The following is a 19,942-nucleotide window of genomic DNA, read 5'->3' as shown; positions in this document are numbered from 1 at the left end:
GGCCCCGGCCGTGCGCGCCTGCGGTGCACTCATCGATGCAGAAAGTCATCCTGCCATTCCTGTCCGGCTTCCTGGCCGCCCTGTTCTTCCGCGAGGCCACGCTCGCACTCCTTCATACGGCCGACCTGATCGCCGCAACCGGCTTCTCCACGCAACCGTTCGCGCCGCTCGGCATTCCTGAATTTGTCGCGAATGCGCTGATCAGCGCATGCTGTGCAGTCCCGATGGCGTGGCTGCTGCGGGTGTCGCCGGAACGTGAGGCATCGTGGATCGGTGCACTGGTGTTCGGCGGCATCGTGCTGACGGCCGCCCGCGTGTTCGCGATCGATCCGCTGCGCGGCATCTGGCCGTCGGGCAACATGATGCCCGTGCTCGCGGCCGGCTTCGCGGCGAACGCGGTATGGGGCTTCGGCGCACTCGTGTTCATGCGCGCGTTCATGTCGGACGACGCAGGCGACGAGTAACGCGGGCGCAAGCGCGACGCCCGTCGACCGCGGGCCGGTCGCCTCCATGAAAAAGGCCGCCTGCGTGCGCAGGCGGCCTTTTCGTTTCCAGTGTGTGCTTCGGTCAGTCCGACGTCAGTCCTGCAGATTCCGCAGCGGATGCGTGTCGGGCGTCCACGGGCTGTCGAACATCGCGAGCACGTCTGCACGATCGATGTCGGCGGTCGACTGGAAGCGCCAGACCGGCTGGTGGTCCTTGTCGACGATCAGCGCACGCACGCCTTCGATCACGTCGCCGTGCGCGAACGTCGAGCGCGTGAGATCGAGGTCGCGCCGCAAGCAATCGGCCATTGTCGCGCCGCGTGCACGTTCGACGACTTCCAGCGATACGGCCATCGACAGCGGCGACAACTGTTCGCGCATCGCATGGGTCGCCTTCTCGACCCACCCGTCGACGGCCGCGCAATCCTGCTCGGCGTCGAGCGACGCGAGGATCGCGCCGATGTCCGGCTGCGCGAAATGCCGGTCGATCCCGGCGCGCGCGTCGGCCAGCGCCGACGTGTCGGGCGTCGGCACGACCTTGTGCGCGGCCGCCGCGTCGGCCACGCAGGCGACGGCCTGCTCGCCGTTGTCGATGCGCGCGCTGCGCAACGTATCGAGCAGCGCGGGCAGCGCGGCATCGGGCAAGTAGACGTCGGCAAGCTGCGCGTACAGCGCGCCGGCCGCGTCGAGCGTCGCGCCGGTCACGGCGAGATAGCGGCCGATCGCGCCGGGCGTGCGCGCGAGGAACCAGCTCATCCCGACGTCCGGGAACAGGCCGATACGCGTTTCCGGCATTGCCATCTTCGTCGAGTCGGTCACGACGCGCAGGCCGCCCGTATGCCGCGCCGCCTGCGAAATCCCCATGCCGCCGCCCATCACGACGCCGTGCATCAGCGCGATGTAAGGCTTCGGATACGTGAAGATCGTGTGGTTGAGCGTGTATTCCTCGATGAAGAACGTGTCGACCGCGTCACGGTCGTCGCGCTGCCACGCCTCATGGAAGAAGCGCACGTCGCCGCCCGCACAGAACGCGCGCGGATGCGGGCTGTGCACGACCACCGCGACGACGTCGGGATCGTTGCGCCACGCGTCGAGCGCCTGCTGCATCAGCCGGATCATGCCGACCGACAGCGCGTTCAGCGCCTTCGGCCGGTTCAGTTCGAGAAAGCCGATGCGGTTCGCGACATACGCGCGTACGTCGGGCTGGGCGGATTCGGCGGAAACGGCAGCGGAAGTGGAAGTGGAATCGGTCATGAGGGTCATCCGGCAAATGGCAGTCGCACGCTCAGTGCGCCTGCATCTTCGAAAACAGGTTCAGCACCACGACGCCGGCGACGATCAGGCCGAGGCCGATCACCGCCGGCAGATCCGGCACCTGACGATAGAGCAGCATCGCGACGAGCGTGATCAGCACGATGCCGGCGCCCGACCAGACTGCATAGATGATGCCGACAGGCATCGTACGCAACGTGAGCGACAGGCAATAGAACGCGATGCCGTAACCGGCGACGACGAGCAACGACGGCCAAAGGCGCGTGAAGCCGTCCGCCGCACGCAGCGCGGACGTGCCGATCACTTCCGCGACGATCGCGATCGCGAGCCATGCGTAACCGGGCAGTTGCATCGCTCAGCTCCTTGCGAGGGCCAGCACCGCGTAGTCGTGGCCGAGCTCCGCACACAGCGCCTCGACGACGAATTCGTGATCCGCGCGCTGCGGCAGCCCGGATGCTGTGATCGAACCGATCACGCCGGCGCCCGCCACGATCAGCGGAAACGAGCCGCCGTACGGCGAGTACTCGGCGACCGGCAGCCCGTGCTTGTCCGCGAGCGTGGTGCCGGCCTGCTGCATGCGCAGGCCGATGGCGTACGAACTGCGGCGGAAATGCGCGACGACGTTGCGCTTGCGGCGCACCCAGTCGGCATTCTCGGGCGTGGCGCCAGCGAGCGCCGCGTAGAACAGCGGCTGGCCGAACGTGACGATGTCGATCGCGACCGCATGGCCACGCGACGTCGCGAGCGCATGCATCCGGTTGCCGAGCGCCCATGCGCGGGCCGGGTCGAAATGGGGAAACACGAGCGCCTGTTCCTGCGCGCCGATCGATTGCAGATCGTGAGCGATGTCCATGAATCCGTCGATACAGTAATGAGAGTCACAACGGTGCCGACGCGATCGCGCACAGCCCCGCTGCCGAAGAGACGAAATAAACCGCTCGATTCTAGCGCACCCACCCACCGTACCGGCCCCACAAGCGGCGACAAGAAATTGTCAGAAAACGCTTGCACGCGTTCGGGTTACTCCTTATAATTCATTTCTTCGACGGACGCGGGGTGGAGCAGTCTGGCAGCTCGTCGGGCTCATAACCCGAAGGTCGTAGGTTCAAATCCTACCCCCGCAACCAACGTCCAGATTCATGCAAAAAGCCCGGCCTAGTGCCGGGCTTTTTGTTTTTCCGTCGTACTCCCCGCGCCGCTTCGCGCACCCGCCCCCTCCACTTTGCGCGACACGCGGCCTGCACGCGCCCGCGTTCGAGAATGCCGCATCCCGGTGATACACTCGCATCACCTCGTCCCTTCCACTCGACATGAAATTCTGCTCCGTCTGCGGTCACGAAGTCATCGCGCGCATTCCTCCGGGCGACAATCGCGAGCGCTTCGTCTGCGATCACTGCGGCACGATCCACTACCAGAATCCGCGCAACGTCGTCGGCACGGTCCCGGTCTGGGGCGATCAGATCCTGCTGTGCCGCCGCGCGATCGAACCGCGCTACGGCTTCTGGACGCTGCCGGCAGGCTTCATGGAGATGGGCGAGACGACGGCCGAAGCCGCCGCGCGCGAAACGCTCGAGGAAGCCGGCGCGCGTGTCGAGGTGCAGAACCTGTTCACGCTGCTCAATGTGCCGCACGTGCACCAGGTTCACCTGTTCTACCTCGCGCGGCTCACCGATCCGGCATTCGAGGCCGGCGAGGAAAGCCTCGAAGTGAAGCTGTTCGACGAAGCCGACATTCCGTGGGACGAAATCGCGTTCCCGACCGTCAGCCAGACCCTGCGATTCTTCTTCGCCGATCGCGCCGCGGGCGACTACGGCGTGCACACCGGCGATATCTTCCGCTCGTTGCGCAACGGCTGAGCCCCCCGCCCCATGGTCCCCTGGCTCGGCCCGGACGATCCCTTTCCGCCCATCGAACGCGCGCTCGGCCCCGCGACCGGCGCGCCAGGGCTGCTTGCCGCGAGCGCCGACCTGCTGCCGTCGCGCCTCATCGACGCGTACCTGCGCGGCATCTTCCCGTGGTATTCGGACGGCCAGCCCGTGCTGTGGTGGAGCCCCGACCCGCGCATGATCCTCGTGCCGGCCGAATTCAAGGTGTCGCCTTCGCTGCGCAAGACGCTGAAACGCGTGCTGCGCGCGCCCGAATGGGAAGTGCGCGTCGACTACGACTTTCCGGGCGTGATGCGCGCGTGTGCGCAGGCGCCGCGCCGCGGGCAGCGCGGCACGTGGATCACGGCCGAGATCATCGACGCGTACACGTCGCTCTACCGCTCCGGCAACGCGCACAGCATCGAAACGTGGCATGACGGGCGACGTGTCGGCGGCCTGTACGGCGTGTCGTTCGGACGGATGTTTTTCGGCGAGTCGATGTATGCGGACGCGACCGACGCATCGAAAATCGCGCTGGCCACGCTCGTCGCGCACCTTCGCGAGCAGGGGCTGGAGATGATAGACTGCCAGCAGAATACGTCGCATCTAGCGTCGCTCGGCGGCCGCGAGATCGCACGCAAGGCCTTTGTCGCTCACGTGCGCAGCGCGGTAGCCGAACCGCCGATTCCGTGGCAGTTCGACAAGCGCGTGCTCGCCGCGCTGACGGGCCGCGCCGAAACGGCGGCCCCCTCCGGGATCGAGCGCTAGCGCGGCCCTCCCTCCCTGCAACGAGAGCTGCCCATGACTCACCCGACTGAGCTGCCGCTTTCACCGCTTTCGGCGCTGCAATTCTATGCAACGGCGCCCTATCCGTGCAGCTATCTGGACGGCCGCGTCGCGCGCTCGCAAGTCGCGACGCCGAGCCACCTGATCAATTCCGACATCTACACCGAGCTCGTCAAGGCCGGCTTCCGGCGCTCGGGTGTGTTCACGTATCGTCCGTACTGCGACGGCTGCCGTGCCTGCGTGCCGGTGCGCGTGCCTGTCGACGCGTTCGTACCGTCGCGCACGCAGCGCCGGATGTGGAAGCGCCACCGCACGCTCGTCGCGACGGTCTCGCCGCTGCACTACGACGAAGAGCACTACGCGCTCTACATGCGCTACCAGTCTGCACGCCACGCGGGCGGCGGCATGGATCGCGACAGCCGCGACCAGTACGAGCAATTCCTGCTGCAGAGCCGGATCAACTCGCGCCTCGTCGAATTCCGCGACCTCGACGCACCGGGCGGCGAGCCCGGCAAGCTGCGCATGGTCAGCATGATCGACATCCTCGGCGACGGGTTGTCGTCGGTCTATACGTTCTTCGAACCTGACGACGCGCACACCAGCTACGGCACCTACAACATCCTGTGGCAGATCGAGCAGGCGAAGAGCCTCGGCCTGCCCTACGTGTATCTCGGCTACTGGATCCGCGAGAGCCCGAAGATGGCCTACAAGGCGAACTTCCACCCGCTCGAAGGGCTGATCGACGGCCGCTGGAAGATACTCGACCCGGAACGGATCGACCTGCCGCCCGTCGACGCGGCACTGGCCCGCGCGCCGTTGCCGGGCGGGCATTCCGGCTCGGGCTGACACGCGCCGCCAGGGGTAACGAAGCGAAGCGCGCCTCTGCCGCGCAACTCCCGGTAAAATAGCGGGTTGTCATTCATTCCGGCTGTCCGCCCTATTCCCGTGTTCAGTTCCCTCTATCCGCTGGCCCGCGCATCCCTGTTCAAGATGGATGCGGAAGACGCTCACCACCTCACGCTGCGCGCGCTCGGCGCGGCCGGCCGCACGGGCCTCGCCTGCGCGCTGTCGGCCCGCGTGCCCGACGCACCGCGCACCGTGATGGGGCTCACGTTCCGCAACCCGGTCGGCCTCGCGGCCGGCCTCGACAAGGATGGCGCAGCCATCGACGGCCTGGCGGCGCTCGGCTTCGGCTTCATCGAGGTCGGTACGGTCACGCCGCGCCCGCAGCCCGGCAACCCGCGCCCGCGGATGTTCCGCCTGCCGCAGGCCGAAGCACTGATCAACCGGATGGGCTTCAACAACCACGGCGTCGACCAGTTCGTGAAGAACGTCCAGGCCGCCCGCTATCGCGGCATCCTCGGCCTGAACATCGGCAAGAACGCCGATACGCCGATCGAGCGCGCCGCCGAGGACTACCTGTACTGCCTCGAGCGCGTCTACCCGTTCGCGAGCTACGTGACGATCAACATCTCGTCGCCGAACACGAAGAACCTGCGCCAGCTGCAAGGCGCGGGCGAGCTCGACGCGCTGCTCGCAGCGCTGAAGGACAAGCAGCAGCGCCTCGCCGACCTGCACGGCAAGCTCGTGCCGCTCGCACTGAAAATCGCGCCCGATCTCGACGACGAGCAGGTCAAGGAAATCGGCGACACGCTGCTGCGCCACAAGATCGAGGCGGTCATCGCCACCAACACGACGCTGTCGCGCGCGGCCGTCCAGGGCCTGCCGCATGCGGACGAAGCCGGCGGCCTGTCGGGCCGCCCCGTGTTCGACGCGTCGAACGAAGTGATCCGCAAGCTGCACGCCGAAGTCGGCAGCGAAGTGCCGATCATCGGCGTCGGCGGCATTTTCTCCGGCGAGGACGCCCGCGCCAAGCTCGCGGCCGGCGCGGCACTCGTCCAGCTGTATACGGGCTTCATCTACCGCGGCCCCGCGCTCGTCGCGGAATGCGTGAAGGCCATCGCCCGCGAACGCACCGCGTAATATAGGCATAAACAAACGATATTTAGAGGTCGATTGCGTTTTTGCTATCATCGACCCCGTTATCAGAATCAATGACCCGGACAGGGCAAGGAAACACACGATGAAGATTGCGCTGCTGAAGAAGCTGCTGGTTGCCGGCCTGATCGGCACGTCGTTCGCCGCCGCCACCGCGCATGCGGCCGACCTCCTCGACCAGGTGAAACAACGCGGCACGCTGCGGGTCGGCCTCGAAGGCACGTTCCCCCCGTTCAACTCGAAGAACCCGCAAGGTGAACTCGTCGGCTTCGACGTTGACATCGCGAAGGCGGTGGCCGCGAAGCTCGGCGTGAAAGCGGAATTCGTCACGACCGAATGGAGCGGCATCATCGCGGGCCTGCAGGCCGGCAAGTTCGACGTGATCGCCAACCAGGTCGGCATCACCGACAAGCGCAAGGAAACGCTCGACTTCTCGCCGGCGTACACGTATTCGTCCGCGCAGCTGATCCAGCGCAACGACGACACGCGCCAGTTCAAGTCGCTTGAAGACCTGAAAGGCAAGAAGCTCGGCGTCGCGCTCGGCACGAACTACATGGACATGGCGAAGTCGGTGCCCGGCATCGACGTGAAGACGTACCCGGGCGCGCCCGAGTACCTGCGCGATCTCGCGGCCGGTCGTCTCGACGCGGCGCTCAACGATCGCCTGATGCTCGCGTACCTGACGAAGAATTCGCAACTGCCGCTGCGCCCGGGCGCGAACGTCGGCTCGGCGAACCCGTCGGGCATCCCGTTCAAGAAGGGCAACCCGAAGTTCCAGAAGGCGATCGACGACGCGATGGCGCAACTCGAAGCCGACGGCACCTTCACGAAGATCTCGGACAAGTGGTTCGGCATCGACGTGACGAAGCCGATCAAGTAAGCACGCCTGCATTTCCCGCCTGACGGCGGGCCGGAAAGGGCGGCATCCGTAACGATGCCGCCCTTTGTTTTATTCGTCCGGTTTATGATTGCGCTTTCGCGCACGCATTCGATTCGTATTCCATGTCGACAACGTCCCTGCTCGTCCAATCGTTGCCGGTGCTCGCCCAGGGCGCCGTACTGACCGTCAAGTTCGCCGTGCTGTCGATGGTGTTCGGCCTGCTTGGTGCCGTCGTGCTCGCGATGATGGGCATCCGGCAAAGCGAAGCGCTCGAAGGCTTCGAACGCATCTGGGTCAACGCGCTCGCGTGGCTGGCACGCGCGTACGTGAGCCTGATGCGCGGCACGCCGCTGCTCGTGCAGATCTTCGTCATCTATTACGGGCTGCCGAGCCTCGGCATCTCGCTCGACCCGACACCCGCCGGCGTCATCGCGCTGTCCGCGAACGTCGCGGCTTACATGTCGGAAAGCATGCGCGGCGCGATCAACGGGATCGCACGCGGCCAGTGGCTCGCCGCATACAGCCTCGGGCTGTCGTGGGGGCAGACGCTGCGCTACGTGATCGGTCCGCAGGCGCTGCGCATCGCGGTGCCGAGCCTGTCGAACAGCCTGATCAGCCTGATCAAGGACACGTCGCTCGTGTCCGTGATCACCGTGACCGAACTGCTGCGCAGTGCGCAGGAAGTGATCGCGGCGACCTATCAGCCGCTGCCGCTCTATCTCGCCGCCGCGGCCGTGTACTGGATCCTGTGCCAGATCCTCGAATGGGTGCAGCGCTGGTACGAAAAACGCCTGTCGCTGCCGTCGCGGCACTGAACGCACGTCATCCGCCGGGCCGCACCCGCGTGCCCGGCGCCCTCTTTCCCGCCTACTCGCCCGAATAGCGCACGCCGAGTGCCGCACGCGCGGCATCGGTCATCGCGATCATCTGCCGAGAATGGTCGTGCGTCATGATCGGGCTTTCGGTCTTGCCCGCGCGCAGCAGGTCGCAGAAATGCGCGGTCTCGTAGTTCAGCCCACCGCCGTCGACCGGCGCGTCGAGTTCGACGGTGCGCCCGTCCGCGTAGCGAATCGTCGCGCGTGACGGGTTCCACCACTTCTCGTGAATCGTCACATGGCCGCCGGCCGCGGCGATCAGCGCGTCGCCGCGCCCCATCACGTCGAGCCCGCAAAAGAGCTGCGCGATCCCGCCGTTCGCATGCACGCTGTTCAGGCTCGCGAACAGGTCGACACCGGTTGCGCCGACGCGGCCGAGCGTCTGCACGTCGCGCGCCGCGCCGAGCCAGTCGACCGCGAGAAACGCCTCGTAGATCCCGATATCGAGCAGCGCACCGCCCGCGCGATCGAGGCGATAGACGGAATGGTCGTCCGGCACCGACGACGACGCGCACCCTGCCCGCACGAGCCGGATCTCGCCGATCGGATCGTCATGCAGGTGCGCACGCAACTGACGGTACAGCGGAAAGAACGGCGGCTTCATCGCCTCCATGAAAAGCTGCCCGGCGTCGCGTGCCGCACGCAACACGGTCTCGAGCTGCGCCGCGTTCAGCGTCGCGGGCTTTTCGCACAGCACGGCCTTGCCGGCGGCAAGCGCGGCCAGCGTGTACTGCGCGTGACTGTCATGGAGCGTCGCGATGTAGACCGCGTCGATATTGCTCGCGAGGAGCGCGTCGAGACTGGCGGCTGGCGTACCGCCGTACGCTCCGCAAAAGTCGGCCGCGGCATCGGCGCGGCGCCCCCCGCGGCAAAATAGTTGTCGCCCCGATAGAAACTTGAATCTTTCCTGAATTCAAGTTTCGTAGATGGTGGTGGGTTGCCGTCGCCGAAGGCGACGGCCCCCTTGCCACCGATTTCCGCAACAAGGGGGCGATGATGAGAGAACAAGTTGGCTCGATACGGACAAGGTTTTAAGGACAGAGCGGTGGCGCGGTTGCTGCCGCCGGAGAGCGCCCCGCTGGAGGTGGTGGCTCGGGAGATTGGGGTGAGCACAGATACGTTGGAACGCTGGCGCGGTGAGGAACTGGCCAAGCCGGCGCGAGAACGCAGCTGGACGGCAGCGGCTCGGCTGGAGGCAGTCATTACCACGGCAGCCATGGACGAGGCCACCCGCAGCGCCTGGTGCCGCGAACACGGCGTGTATCCACAGCAACTACAGCAATGGCGTGACAGCGCAACGCAAGCGCTTGCCGAACCCGCGGAGAAGCGCGCCAGCCCGCAGCAGACCAAGGAAGACCGTCGGCGCATCAAGGAACTCGAGCGCGAGCTGCGCCGCAAGGACAAAGCGCTGGCTGAGACGGCAGCGCTGCTGGTGCTGTCAAAAAAAGTCGAGGCGATCTTCAACAAGAACAGAAGCGAGGACGAATGATCGGGCTCGAAGATCGCCAGACCCTGGCCCAGGACATTGAAGCGGCTCAACAGGCCGGTGCGCGGCTGGCGCAGGCCTGTGAGGTCGCCGGCATCGACGAGCGCAGCCTGCAGCGCTGGAAGGCCAACCATGGGCTCGTATCGGGTGATGGCAGACCCGGCGCGGTGCGGCCGACACCGGCCCACGCGCTGACACCCACCGAGCGCGAGCAGATTCTGCAGGTGGCCAACGAGCCGCGCTTTGCCGACATGCCCCCGGCGCGCATCGTCCCGATGCTGGCCGACGAAGGCGTGTATCTGGCCAGCGAATCGAGCTTCCAGCGCGTACTGCGCGAGCATGGGCAGAACCAGCACCGGGGCCGCGCCAAGGCACCGCGCAAGAGCCGCCCGCCAACCACGCATATCGCCACTGCACCGCGCCAGCTGTGGTGTTGGGACATGACGTACTTGCCTGCCGAGATCGTGGGGCGCTGGTTTTATTTGTACCTGATTCTGGACGTGTACAGCCGGAAGATCGTGGGCTTCGAAGTGCACGACAGTGACGACGCCGACCATGCGGCGCATCTGGTCAAGCGTACGGCGCTGGCCGAAGGCATCCATGCCATGGCGACCAGGCCGGTGCTGCACGGCGACAATGGCTCGACCCTCAAAGCCACGACTGTCCTGGCGATGTTGAACTGGCTGGGTGTCAAGCCTTCGTACTCGCGCCCGCGCGTGAGCGATGACAACGCCTACGTCGAAAGCCTGTTCCGCACGGCGAAGTACCGCCCCGAGTTCCCCGACAAGGGCTTTGCCAACCTCGATGAGGCTCGCCGCTGGGCTTCGCACTTCGTGCATTGGTACAACCATGATCACCGGCACAGTGGCATCCGCTACGTCAGTCCCGCCCAGCGTCATGCGGGTGAAGATGCCGCGATCCTTGCCGCCCGTCACGAGGTATATCTCCAGGCGCGAGAACGAAATCCGCGGCGCTGGTCGGGCGCCACCCGGAACTGGACGCCTATCGGCGCGGTAACACTGAACCCCGAGCGCGACTGCATCGTCAAAACGTATACGCGCTCGACCGATATAGAGCCATTGGCAGCATGACCGAGACGACAACTAGCTTGACTCGCGCCGGGCGGGCCCAGGCACCGGCGAGCGTGGCGCCCGGCACATGCGCCAGGCTTTGCGCGAAGCGGCGCGCGATGCTGCCCGCGCCGACGATGCCGAAGCGCACCGGGCGATGGTCGTTGTCGTTCATCCTGATCTTCCGTGTCGGTCGTATGACGGTGGCCGGCACGCTGCCGGCCGGCCGTCATGATAAACGGCCCGGCGGCACACGGATGAGCGACACGCGCAGCGTCAGGCGCGCACGGGCACGTCGACGGAGAAATCGCGCGAGATCTCGTCGGCGCTGAAATCGATCAGCGCGAGCGAAGCGGCTTCGGCTTCGCGCGGATCGCGACGCTCGATCGCGTCGACCACACGCGCATGCGCCTTCACCGCAATGTCGTGCGCCCCTTCCTTCTGCACGACCCGCGGATTCACGAGACGCACTGCACCGCGCACGATCGCCGCCATCTGCTGGAAGAACTGGTTGCCGCTCGCCTGGACGATCCGCGTGTGCAGCAACTCGTCCGCCGTGTCGTAGCCAGGGTCGCCCGGCTGCAGCACCTTGAACGCATCGAACGCTTCGCGGATGCCCGCGATGTCGGCCGCCGTCGCACGCACCGCCGCCTGCGCGGTGGCACGCGGTTCGATCAGCATCCGGAATTCGATGACGTCGCGCATGAACTGCGGATCGGGTTTCGCCCGGAATCGCCAGCTCACCACATCCTCATCGATCATGCGCCAGTCGCGCATCGGCCGCACGCGCGTGCCGACCTTCGGCCGCACGTCGAGCATGTCGCGCGCAAGCAACATCGACAACGCTTCCCGCATCACAGTGCGACTCACATCGAACTCTTTCGACAGCACGTCCTGCGGCGGCAAGATGCCGCCATACTTGTCTTCGACGATACCCGAGACAAGCCCATCCATCACTTTGGCGACCAGTGACCGGTCTTTGCCCTGCTCCATGACACCTCCCCGTGCGTCGATTTGCGAACACCTGCTCCGCAGTTCCGCCGGCCCTGGTTACGACTGTTCTTATGATCTATAAGTTGATGAGTTCGAGGACATTTCGCTATCTGGTAAACACCTGACAGGGTTATCCCTCTTTTTGACGGGGTGATTTATACGGCTAAAAATAAGGCCCGGGAAGCGCATTGCGCCTACCGGGCCCCGTTTTCCACAAGATTTAAACATTCAGTCCATTACGGCGTGTGACACACCATTACGGACTGCTTGCCATATCTTTCACTTAGCCGAATAAACGATCGTTTCAACGCCGCTTTCCGTGCCGAGCAAACACAGATTCGCGCCGCGCTCGGCGAACAGGCCGACCGTCACGACGCCCGGCCATGCGTTCACCTGCGCTTCGAAGCCACGCGGATCGGCGATCTGCAGCCCCTTCACGTCGATGATCTCGTTACCGTTGTCGGTAATGTACGGCGCACCGTCCTTCGTCACGCGCAGCACCGGCACGCCACCGAGCGCGGTCACGCGCCGGCCGATCGCCGTGCGTGCCATCGGCACGACCTCGATCGGCAGCGGGAACGCGCCGAGCACCGGCACGCGCTTGCTGGCGTCGGCGATGCAGACGAACGTGTCGGCCACCGACGCGACGATCTTCTCGCGCGTCAGTGCGCCGCCACCACCCTTGATCATCGCGCCGCCCGCATCGATCTCGTCGGCGCCGTCGACATACACCTGCAGCGAGTCGACCTCGTTCAGGTCGAACACCTTGATGCCGTGCGATTTCAGGCGTTCGGTCGTGGCGACGGAGCTCGACACGGCGCCGCGATAGCGCGCCTTGACGACGGCGAGCGCGTCGATGAAGCAGTTGGCGGTCGAGCCGGTGCCGACACCGATCACGGCGCCTTCCGGCACGTTCTGGATCACGTAGTCAGCGGCGGCCTGGCCGACGAGGCGTTTGAGTTCGTCTTGAGTCATGGAGTGGTGATGCTGCGGGATTGCGGAAAACCGCCAGTTTACCGGACTCGGATGACGGCCCGCGTTTTTCGGCGTACGGCGCGCCGCAGGTTCAGGGCGCGCCCGCTCCGGGCGCGTTGTCCGCGGGTTGCGCGCCGGGGAAGTACTTGTCGAGCAATGCCTGCGCGATCGCGTCGGTTTCGGCGTCCGGGTTGCCCGCATAGTCGGACGGCCTGAAATGCATCTGGAACGCCGCGAACACCCGTCGCGTGCGTGCGTCGAGCACGCCATCGGTGGCCACGTCGTAGCCGTAGTGCGCGAGCTTGAGCTGCAGTTCCCGCACGTCGACCGGCGCATGCGGATCGCGACCGCCGAGCCGGGCGGCCACGGTCGCATCGTCCGGCCATGCGCCGACGCCGGCCTGGGCCAACGCATGCCACGGAAACAGCGGCCCCGGATCGATCTTGCGTTGCGGCGCGATGTCGCTGTGCCCGACCACGCGCGTCGGCGGAATCCCGTAGCGTGCGACGATGTCCTTCGACAATCGGGTCAGTGCCGCGACCTGTTCGGGTGGATAGGGCTGCCAGGTGCGGTTCTGCGGATCCAGCGGGCCGCGGTTCACGTTCTCGATGCCGATCGACACCGCGTTCAACTCCGTCGTGCCCTGCCACTCGCTGACGCCCGCATGCCATGCGCGCTCGGCTTCCGGAACGAGCTGGTAGACGACCGGCATCCCGCGCTCGACGCGCGGCTGCGGCGGGATGACGTAATGCACGCTGACCGAATCGCCCGTCAGCGTGCGCAGCGATTTCGCTTCGTCGCTTTCGGTGTAATGCATCACGAGAAAGCGGATCCGCGAATCGGCCCCGCGTGCGTGCAGGCTCGTGTCGGCGTAGTAGGTGCCGCGTTCGACGAGCGACGGCGCCGTGCAGGCAGCCAGCAGGCACAGCACGGCGCAGGATGCGCCAACGCGAAACAGGGTCATCGGTCGCGAGCTCCGGAGAGCCGCGTGCCGCATCGAATCGCGGCACGCGTCGTTCGGGTCATTCGAGGCCCGCGCAGGTCGCGCGGGACGGGCTGTGTCAGCCCTTCACGCGCCGCTGGCGCACGGCTTCGTACAGGCACACGCCGCTTGCGACCGACACGTTCAGGCTTTCCACGCTGCCGGCCATCGGGATGCTCATCACTTCGTCGCAGGTGTCGCGCGTGAGCCGGCGCATGCCTTCGCCTTCCGCGCCCATCACGAGCGCGACGGGGCCGTCGAGCTTCGTTTCGTAGAGCGTGGCAGAAGCCTCGTCCGACGTGCCGATGATCCACACGCCGGCCTCCTTCAGCTCGCGCAGCGCGCGGGCGAGGTTCGTCACCGTGATGTACGGCACCGTATCGGCCGCGCCGCTCGCCACCTTGGCCGCGGTTGCGTTCAGGCCGACTGCACGGTCGCGCGGCGCGATCACCGCGTGCGCACCGGCCGAATCGGCGACACGCAGGCACGCGCCGAGGTTGTGCGGATCGGTGACGCCGTCGAGCACCAGCAGCAGCGCCGGGCCCTGGATGCCGTCGAGCAGTTCGGACAGGTTCTGCGCGAGCGGGATGTCCTCGACGCGCGCGACGACGCCCTGGTGACGCTCGGTATGGGCGAGGCCCCACAGGCGCGTTTCGTCGGCCGCGATCAGCCGCACGCCCGCTTCCTTCGCGGCGTGCAGGAAGTCCTGCATGCGGCGGTCGCGGCGCGTCTGGTCGTACAGCACCTCCGCCACCGTCGATGCATCGTGCCGCAAACGTGCGGTCACCGCATGAAAACCGTAAAGAACCTTCAGACGTGACATGACTGGAACAACCTTCGATCAAACGTGCGGCCGCGCGACGCGCGCAACCGCGATCCATGGAAAAGGAAAGCGCCGCGTTGCCGGCCGATGACCGGTGACGCGGCGTCTCTCGATACTGCAGGGCGGGCGCTTGGCGCCCGCCCCGAACGCTCAATACTTCTTGCGGGCGCGAGTCTTCTTCGCGGTCGGCTTCGCCGCCACACCGCCACCGCTGCCGCCCTTCTTCTTCGCGGCGGCACGCGCAGCGCGCGCTTCGTTCACGGCAACGCTCGGCGCGCTCGCGGCCTTCTTGCGGCGCGGCGCGGGTTCCTCCGCCTGCGGCAGCGCGCGGACGCGCGGGCCATTACCGCGGTCGACACCGCCGCCAGCGGAAGTCGGCGCGGGCGACGGACGCGGCGCCTTCACCGGCGTATCGCGCACGAGGCGGAAGTCGATCTTGCGCGCGTCGAGATCGACGCGGCTCACCTGCACACGCACACGATCCGACAGGCGATAGCGGATGCCCGTCCGCTCGCCGCGCAGCTCGTTCTTGATCTCGTCGTACTGGAAGTAGTCCGAGCCGAGTTCCGTGACGTGCACGAGCCCTTCGATGAAGAGCGTGTCGAGCTGCACGAAGATGCCGAACGACGTGACGCCGTTCACCATCCCGCCGTACTCCTCGCCGAGCTTGTCGCGCATGAAGTAGCACTTGAGCCAGGCTTCGACGTCGCGCGACGCTTCGTCCGCGCGGCGCTCGTTCGCCGAGCAGTGCAGGCCGAGCTCTTCCCAGATCGCCGTGTTCGGGCGCGAGCGGCCGCGCGTTTCGTCGTCGGCCTGCTGCATCGCGCGGGCACGCGGCGACAGCGCGGTGTTCAGCTCGAAACCGTCCGGCGCCTTCGGCACGTATTTCTTGCCGGACAGGATCGCGTAGATCGCGCGGTGCGTGAGCAGGTCCGGGTAACGGCGGATCGGGCTCGTGAAGTGCGCGTACGCCTCGTAGGCAAGGCCGAAGTGACCGATGTTGTCCGGGCTGTAGACGGCCTGCTGCATCGAGCGCAGCAGCATCGGCTGCAGCATCTGCGCATCGGGCCGGTCGCGGATCTGCGCCATCAGCGCCGCGTAGTCGCTCGCATGCGGCTTGTCGCCGCCACCGAGCGACAGGCCCATGCCGCGCAGGAACGCACGCAGGTTCTCAAGCTTCTCCGGCGTCGGCCCCGCGTGCACGCGGTACAGGCCCGGATGCTTGTTGCGCTTCAGGAAATCGGCCGCGCAGACGTTCGCGGCCAGCATGCATTCCTCGATCAGCTTGTGCGCGTCGTTACGCTGGCGCGGCACGATCTGCTCGATCTTGCCCTGCGAGTTGCAGACGATGTAGGTCTCGGTCGTGTCGAAGTCGATCGCGCCGCGCTTCTGCCGTGCGGCGAACAGCGACTTGTAGACGCCGTACAGATCCTGCAGGTGCGGCAGCAGGTCCGCGCGGCGCGCGGCCTCCGGCCCCTTCGTGTTCGACAGCACCGCCGCGACTTCGGTGTACGTCAGGCGTGCAGCCGAATGGATGACGGCCGGATAGAACTGGTACGCCTTGATCTCGCCACGCGCGGTGATCACCATGTCGCACGCGAGCACGCAGCGGTCGACCTGCGGATTCAGCGAGCACAGGCCGTTCGACAGCTTCTCCGGCAGCATCGGAATCACGCGGCGCGGGAAATACACCGACGTGCTGCGCTCGAGCGCGTCGGCATCGAGCCCGCTGCCCGGCTGTACATAGTGCGACACGTCGGCGATCGCGACGATCAGCCGGTAGCCGTCGCCGCGGCCGACCTTGACCGGCTCGCAGTAGACGGCGTCGTCGAAGTCGCGTGCGTCCTCGCCGTCGATCGTCACGAGCGGCACGTCGCGCAGGTCGACGCGGAAACGCAGGTCGGCCGGCCGCACCTTGTCGGGCAGCGCGGCGGCTTCGTCGAGCGCCGGCTGGCTGAATTCGTGCGGCACGCCGTACTTGCGCACCGCGATTTCGATTTCCATGCCCGGATCGTCGATATCGCCGAGCACCTCGACGACACGGCCGAGCGGCTGCGAATGACGGCTCGGGAAGTCGGTCAGCTCGACGACGACGACCTGCCCGACCTTCGCCTTCTTCACGTTCTGCGTGATCAGGATGTCGTGGCCGATGCGCTTGTCTTCCGGCGCGACGATCAGCGCGCCGTTCTCGTTGAGCAGGCGGCCGATCACGCGCTTGTTCGCGCGCTCGGTGACTTCGACGACGTGCCCTTCCGGGCGACCGCGGCGATCGTAGCCGACGATCCGCGCGAGCACGCGATCGTTGTGCATCACCTTCTGCATTTCGCCGTTCGGCAAAAACAGGTCGTCCTGGCCGTCGTCACGGATCACGAACCCGTAGCCGTCGCGATGCCCCTGCACGCGCCCGGCGACGAAGTTCGACGGATGGGTCAACTGGTAGTGGCCACGCTTGTCGAGGCGGATCTGGCCGTCGCGTTCCATCGCGGCGACACGCCGGAAGAACCCCTCGCGCTCCTGACGCTTGATCGACAGGGCCTCGGCGATGTCGTTGGCGGCCAGCGGCGCGTCGCTCGTACGCAGCACGCCGAGAATTTCTTCACGGCTCGGAATGGGGTACGGATATTTGCTCAAGGGTTTGTCGATGGTTGTTCTCGTTGCGTTGATTGATGGTGCACGGCATCAACATAGAGGTGTCCTTCAGACAGTTCTATATTGACGGCGGCGGGTCATTCTATCACCCGCCTGTGTCACCAAATGACGGGAATGCCGCCAGCAGGCGCGGCGGAGGCCGGTTTGCGATGCATCGCAAAAAAGTGTTGACACGAATAATTGGGGCGCTATAATTTCGCTTCTTTGCAGCAAGCAGCTAACTGCAAAACGTGCCCAGGTGGCGGAATTGGTAGACGCACTAGGTTCAGGTCCTAGCGGTGGCAACATCGTGGAGGTTCGAGTCCTCTCCTGGGCACCATCTGTTTTTGAAAAGGTCGGCTTCTAGCCGGCCTTTTTTCATTTCCGGCGCAGGAAACAAAGCGCCTGCTCGTTTTGCGCGAGATATCGAAAGGCTGCGCCTGCAAGCGCAGCCGGGGCTGCACATGTGTGACCGAGCTCCCCCTCGCGGGCACCCTCTGCTTCTTAAAAGTCTTCTAGCCGGCCTTTTAGCATTTCCGGCGCCCGCATGACAGCGCCCGGCTTACTCGCCGATGAACTTGCGCAGCAGCCGGCTCAGTTCATCGAACTCGGCCTTCGAAAATTTCCGCAAACGGGCATTGAGCACCTTCGGCGCGATCTCCGGAATCTGCGCGGCAACCGCCTGCCCCGCTTCGGTCAGCGCGAGGTCCACCACGCGCCGATCGCTCACGCTGCGCGAACGCTCGACGAGCCCCTTGCCCTCCAGTTTGTCGAGCAAGCGCGTCATCAGCCCGGTGTCGACGCCGAGCAGCTTCGACAATTCGAAAGGCGTCGCCGCGCTGCCGCTCCGCAGGGACAGCAGCACGCCCATCTGCTGCGCCGTGATATCGAGATCCTTCAATGCCGCATCCATCTCGGACGTGACCAGGTTGCGCGCCTTCGCGAGCACGAACCCCACGCTTTCGGTGAGCAGGAAATTCTTCGGCGTGTAGTGTTCCATCGTGCTCGCTGAGTCGGATATTGTTGACCGACACAATAATTGCGACATCATGATTTTTCAAGGCACGCGGCATCCCGCGTGCGCGCCGGCTCAATGCCCGCCGGCCGCCGCTGCCCCGGCTGCCACGCCCTTGCCCGGCTTCGTCACCCAGACCAGCGGGATGATCAGCACGAAGATCACCGCCGACAGCCAGAAAACGTCGTTCAGCCCCAGCATCGTCGCCTGCGCATTCAATGTCGCCTCGAGGAACGTCAGCGCCTTCGGCGTACCTGCATCCAGCGCACTCTGCACGCCGGAGAGCGCGCTCGCGAAGATCGGGTTGTTCACGCTGCCCTGCTCGGCCAGTTGCGCATGATGCAGGATCGTGCGGTCGTTCCACGCGGTGCTCGCGAGCGACGTGCCGACCGCGCCCATGAACACGCGCGCGAAATTGGACAGGCCCGCGGCCGCCGGGATGCGCTCGGGCGGCAGCCCCGACAGGATGATCGACGTGAGCGGCGTCATGAAGAACGCCGTCGGGATCCCTTGCAGCAACGTGGGCACCACGAGCGACCACGTATCGATGCCCGTCGTATAGCGCGAGCGCATGAAAAACACGCCGGCGAATCCGAGAAATGCGAACGTGACGAGCACGCGCATATCCGATTTCGGCATCACCTTCCCGACCACCGGCGCGAGCAGCACCGCGAAGATGCCGAGCGGTGCAGTCACGAGGCCGGCATTGATGACCGGGTAGCCGAGCGAACCCTGGATCCATTGCGGCAGGATCACGAGATTCGCGAAAAATACCGCAAACGCAATCGAAATGGCCAGCGTTCCGCCAAGAAAATTTCGTTGTGCAAACAGCCTGATATCGACGATCGGACGCTCCTCGGTCAACTCCCAGATCAGGAAGAACACGAAACCGACCACCGCCACGATGGTCAGGATCCAGATCGTCGACGAATTGAACCAGTCGAGATCCTTGCCCTTGTCGAGCATGACCTGCAGCGCGGCCACCCATACGACCAGCGCGATCAGCCCGACCTTGTCGATCGGCAGCTTGCTGGTTGGCGTCTCGCGGTTGCGATAGAGCGCCCAGATCACGGCGGCGGCAAACAACCCGACCGGCACATTGATGTAGAAGATCCACGACCAGCTGTAGTTGTCCGTGATCCAGCCGCCGAGCGCGGGGCCCGCAATCGGCCCGACGGTTGCCGTCATTCCCCACAGTGCCAGCGCGCTCGAACTCTTCTCCTTCGGAAACGAAGCCAGCAGCAACGCCTGCGACAGCGGCACGAGCGGCCCAGCCACGGCGCCTTGAATGATCCGTGCCGCGAGGAGCGTGGTGAGGTTGGGTGCAAGCCCGCACGCGGCCGACGACAGCACGAACAGCAGGATGGCCCAGACGAACAGCTTCACCTGCCCGACCCGCTGCGTCAGCCAGCCGGTCAGCGGGATCGACACCGCGTTGGCCGCGGAGAACAGCGTGATGACCCACGTGCCCTCGTCGGTGGACACGCCCAGATTGCCGGAAATGGTTGGAATCGCGACGTTGGCGATCGACGAATCGAGAACGTTCATGAACGTGGCGAGCGCCACCGCGAGCGTGCCCAGTGCGAAGCTGGCGCCGGTCAGCGGCGCCGGCGCGCCCGGACTTTCGGACGGTTTCATCGGAGGTCCTTCTGATCGGGCGCCACGCGAACAGCCGCCGCGACACCGAGCAAAATTAACTGACAAGTCAGATAAATGAGGGAAAAAAAGCGACTGGCGCGGCGCGCGGGTACTGCCCGCGCCTACACCAATCGCTGACTCTGAGTTTTCTGCAATGAATATATTTGACTA

The 19,942-nt window shown here is 65.8% G+C and carries 18 protein-coding genes, 2 tRNA genes and 2 pseudogenes; 10 read left to right on the top strand and 12 right to left on the bottom strand.

Annotation, left to right across the window (positions count from 1 at the left end; all coding sequences use genetic code 11):
- Positions 1-35 precede the first annotated feature (35 nt).
- Entirely contained in the window at positions 36-464 is a 429-nt protein-coding gene (locus ACN8ZM_RS08235; RefSeq protein ID WP_043182670.1) for a hypothetical protein, read from the top strand.
- Positions 465-578: 114 nt separating this feature from the next.
- Here ACN8ZM_RS08235 and ACN8ZM_RS08230 read toward each other — a convergent pair whose 3' ends face one another.
- The 3 genes from ACN8ZM_RS08230 to ACN8ZM_RS08220 are packed head-to-tail and all read right to left on the bottom strand — an operon-like array spanning position 579 to position 2,610.
- The gene (locus ACN8ZM_RS08230) at positions 579-1,739 is read right to left on the bottom strand and encodes an enoyl-CoA hydratase/isomerase family protein (protein WP_420210939.1); all 1,161 of its coding nucleotides are present in this window, start codon (positions 1,737-1,739) and stop codon (positions 579-581) included.
- A gap of 31 nt (positions 1,740-1,770) precedes the next feature.
- A complete protein-coding gene (locus ACN8ZM_RS08225; RefSeq protein WP_374101787.1) occupies positions 1,771-2,103 on the bottom strand; it encodes a DMT family transporter in 333 nt (110 codons plus the stop codon).
- Between the two features lie 9 nt (positions 2,104-2,112).
- Positions 2,113-2,610: a heme-degrading domain-containing protein gene (locus tag ACN8ZM_RS08220; RefSeq protein WP_043182665.1), complete on the bottom strand. Its 498-nt coding sequence runs from the start codon at positions 2,608-2,610 to the stop codon at positions 2,113-2,115.
- A 197-nt stretch (positions 2,611-2,807) separates the two neighbouring features.
- On the opposite strand from ACN8ZM_RS08220, the gene ACN8ZM_RS08215 reads away from it, so the two are divergent.
- From ACN8ZM_RS08215 to ACN8ZM_RS08185, 7 genes are all read left to right on the top strand, one after another.
- A tRNA-Met gene (locus ACN8ZM_RS08215) sits at positions 2,808-2,884 on the top strand.
- Between the two features lie 183 nt (positions 2,885-3,067).
- A complete protein-coding gene (locus ACN8ZM_RS08210; RefSeq protein ID WP_011351855.1) occupies positions 3,068-3,613 on the top strand; it encodes an NUDIX hydrolase in 546 nt (181 codons plus the stop codon).
- Positions 3,614-3,625: 12 nt separating this feature from the next.
- Entirely contained in the window at positions 3,626-4,390 is a 765-nt protein-coding gene (gene aat, locus ACN8ZM_RS08205; protein ID WP_043182662.1) for a leucyl/phenylalanyl-tRNA--protein transferase, read from the top strand.
- Positions 4,391-4,423: 33 nt separating this feature from the next.
- Complete coding sequence (locus tag ACN8ZM_RS08200) at positions 4,424-5,254, top strand: arginyltransferase (RefSeq protein ID WP_043182659.1); 831 nt, start codon at positions 4,424-4,426, stop codon at positions 5,252-5,254.
- A gap of 99 nt (positions 5,255-5,353) precedes the next feature.
- A complete protein-coding gene (locus ACN8ZM_RS08195) occupies positions 5,354-6,391 on the top strand; it encodes a quinone-dependent dihydroorotate dehydrogenase (protein WP_043182656.1) in 1,038 nt (345 codons plus the stop codon).
- A 100-nt stretch (positions 6,392-6,491) separates the two neighbouring features.
- Positions 6,492-7,286 (top strand): cystine ABC transporter substrate-binding protein, encoded by a 795-nt coding sequence (locus tag ACN8ZM_RS08190; protein WP_011351851.1) that lies wholly within the window; start codon positions 6,492-6,494, stop codon positions 7,284-7,286.
- 122 nt (positions 7,287-7,408) lie between these two features.
- Complete coding sequence (locus ACN8ZM_RS08185; RefSeq protein ID WP_043182654.1) at positions 7,409-8,101, top strand: amino acid ABC transporter permease; 693 nt, start codon at positions 7,409-7,411, stop codon at positions 8,099-8,101.
- A gap of 52 nt (positions 8,102-8,153) precedes the next feature.
- On the opposite strand, the pseudogene ACN8ZM_RS08180 reads toward ACN8ZM_RS08185, so the two are convergent.
- Positions 8,154-9,020 (bottom strand): annotated as a pseudogene (locus ACN8ZM_RS08180) (Gfo/Idh/MocA family protein); the annotation flags it as partial.
- A gap of 150 nt (positions 9,021-9,170) precedes the next feature.
- On the opposite strand from ACN8ZM_RS08180, the gene ACN8ZM_RS08175 reads away from it, so the two are divergent.
- Positions 9,171-10,738, top strand: a protein-coding gene (locus tag ACN8ZM_RS08175; RefSeq protein ID WP_089454866.1) for an IS3 family transposase whose coding sequence is annotated in 2 segments (ribosomal slippage) — positions 9,171-9,609 and positions 9,609-10,738 — 1,569 coding nt in all. Because the reading frame shifts where the segments join, the coding sequence is not laid out codon by codon here.
- Positions 10,739-10,763: 25 nt separating this feature from the next.
- On the opposite strand, the pseudogene ACN8ZM_RS08170 reads toward ACN8ZM_RS08175, so the two are convergent.
- From ACN8ZM_RS08170 to rnr, 6 genes and pseudogenes are all read right to left on the bottom strand, one after another.
- A pseudogene (locus tag ACN8ZM_RS08170) lies at positions 10,764-10,892 on the bottom strand (gfo/Idh/MocA family oxidoreductase); the annotation flags it as partial.
- 101 nt (positions 10,893-10,993) lie between these two features.
- Entirely contained in the window at positions 10,994-11,710 is a 717-nt protein-coding gene (locus ACN8ZM_RS08165; RefSeq protein WP_006484155.1) for a FadR/GntR family transcriptional regulator, read from the bottom strand.
- Positions 11,711-11,989: 279 nt separating this feature from the next.
- The gene (gene rpiA / locus ACN8ZM_RS08160) at positions 11,990-12,685 is read right to left on the bottom strand and encodes a ribose-5-phosphate isomerase RpiA (protein ID WP_043182651.1); all 696 of its coding nucleotides are present in this window, start codon (positions 12,683-12,685) and stop codon (positions 11,990-11,992) included.
- Positions 12,686-12,776: 91 nt separating this feature from the next.
- Positions 12,777-13,649, bottom strand: coding sequence for an N-acetylmuramoyl-L-alanine amidase (locus ACN8ZM_RS08155; protein WP_420210938.1), 873 nt, complete (start codon positions 13,647-13,649; stop codon positions 12,777-12,779).
- A 97-nt stretch (positions 13,650-13,746) separates the two neighbouring features.
- Positions 13,747-14,490, bottom strand: a complete 744-nt coding sequence (rlmB, locus tag ACN8ZM_RS08150) for a 23S rRNA (guanosine(2251)-2'-O)-methyltransferase RlmB (protein ID WP_043182646.1) — start codon at positions 14,488-14,490, stop codon at positions 13,747-13,749.
- Between the two features lie 150 nt (positions 14,491-14,640).
- Complete coding sequence (gene rnr / locus ACN8ZM_RS08145; protein ID WP_420210937.1) at positions 14,641-17,121, bottom strand: ribonuclease R; 2,481 nt, start codon at positions 17,119-17,121, stop codon at positions 14,641-14,643.
- Between the two features lie 250 nt (positions 17,122-17,371).
- On the opposite strand from rnr, the gene ACN8ZM_RS08140 reads away from it, so the two are divergent.
- Positions 17,372-17,458: transfer RNA gene (locus ACN8ZM_RS08140), tRNA-Leu, on the top strand.
- A gap of 222 nt (positions 17,459-17,680) precedes the next feature.
- On the opposite strand, the gene ACN8ZM_RS08135 is transcribed toward ACN8ZM_RS08140, so the two are convergent.
- Together ACN8ZM_RS08135 and ACN8ZM_RS08130 are read right to left on the bottom strand one after the other, a co-directional pair.
- On the bottom strand, positions 17,681-18,118 hold the full coding sequence (locus ACN8ZM_RS08135) for a MarR family winged helix-turn-helix transcriptional regulator (RefSeq protein WP_043182642.1): 438 nt from the start codon (positions 18,116-18,118) through the stop codon (positions 17,681-17,683).
- A 90-nt stretch (positions 18,119-18,208) separates the two neighbouring features.
- Complete coding sequence (locus ACN8ZM_RS08130; protein ID WP_043182640.1) at positions 18,209-19,771, bottom strand: DHA2 family efflux MFS transporter permease subunit; 1,563 nt, start codon at positions 19,769-19,771, stop codon at positions 18,209-18,211.
- Between the last annotated feature and the right edge of the window lie 171 nt (positions 19,772-19,942).

Origin of the sequence: Burkholderia aenigmatica (genome assembly GCF_048627025.1) — a bacterium.
GTDB lineage: Bacteria > Pseudomonadota > Gammaproteobacteria > Burkholderiales > Burkholderiaceae > Burkholderia > Burkholderia aenigmatica.
Note: the sequence above shows the minus strand (reverse complement) of the source record. Positions and strands in the feature narration are given on the sequence as shown.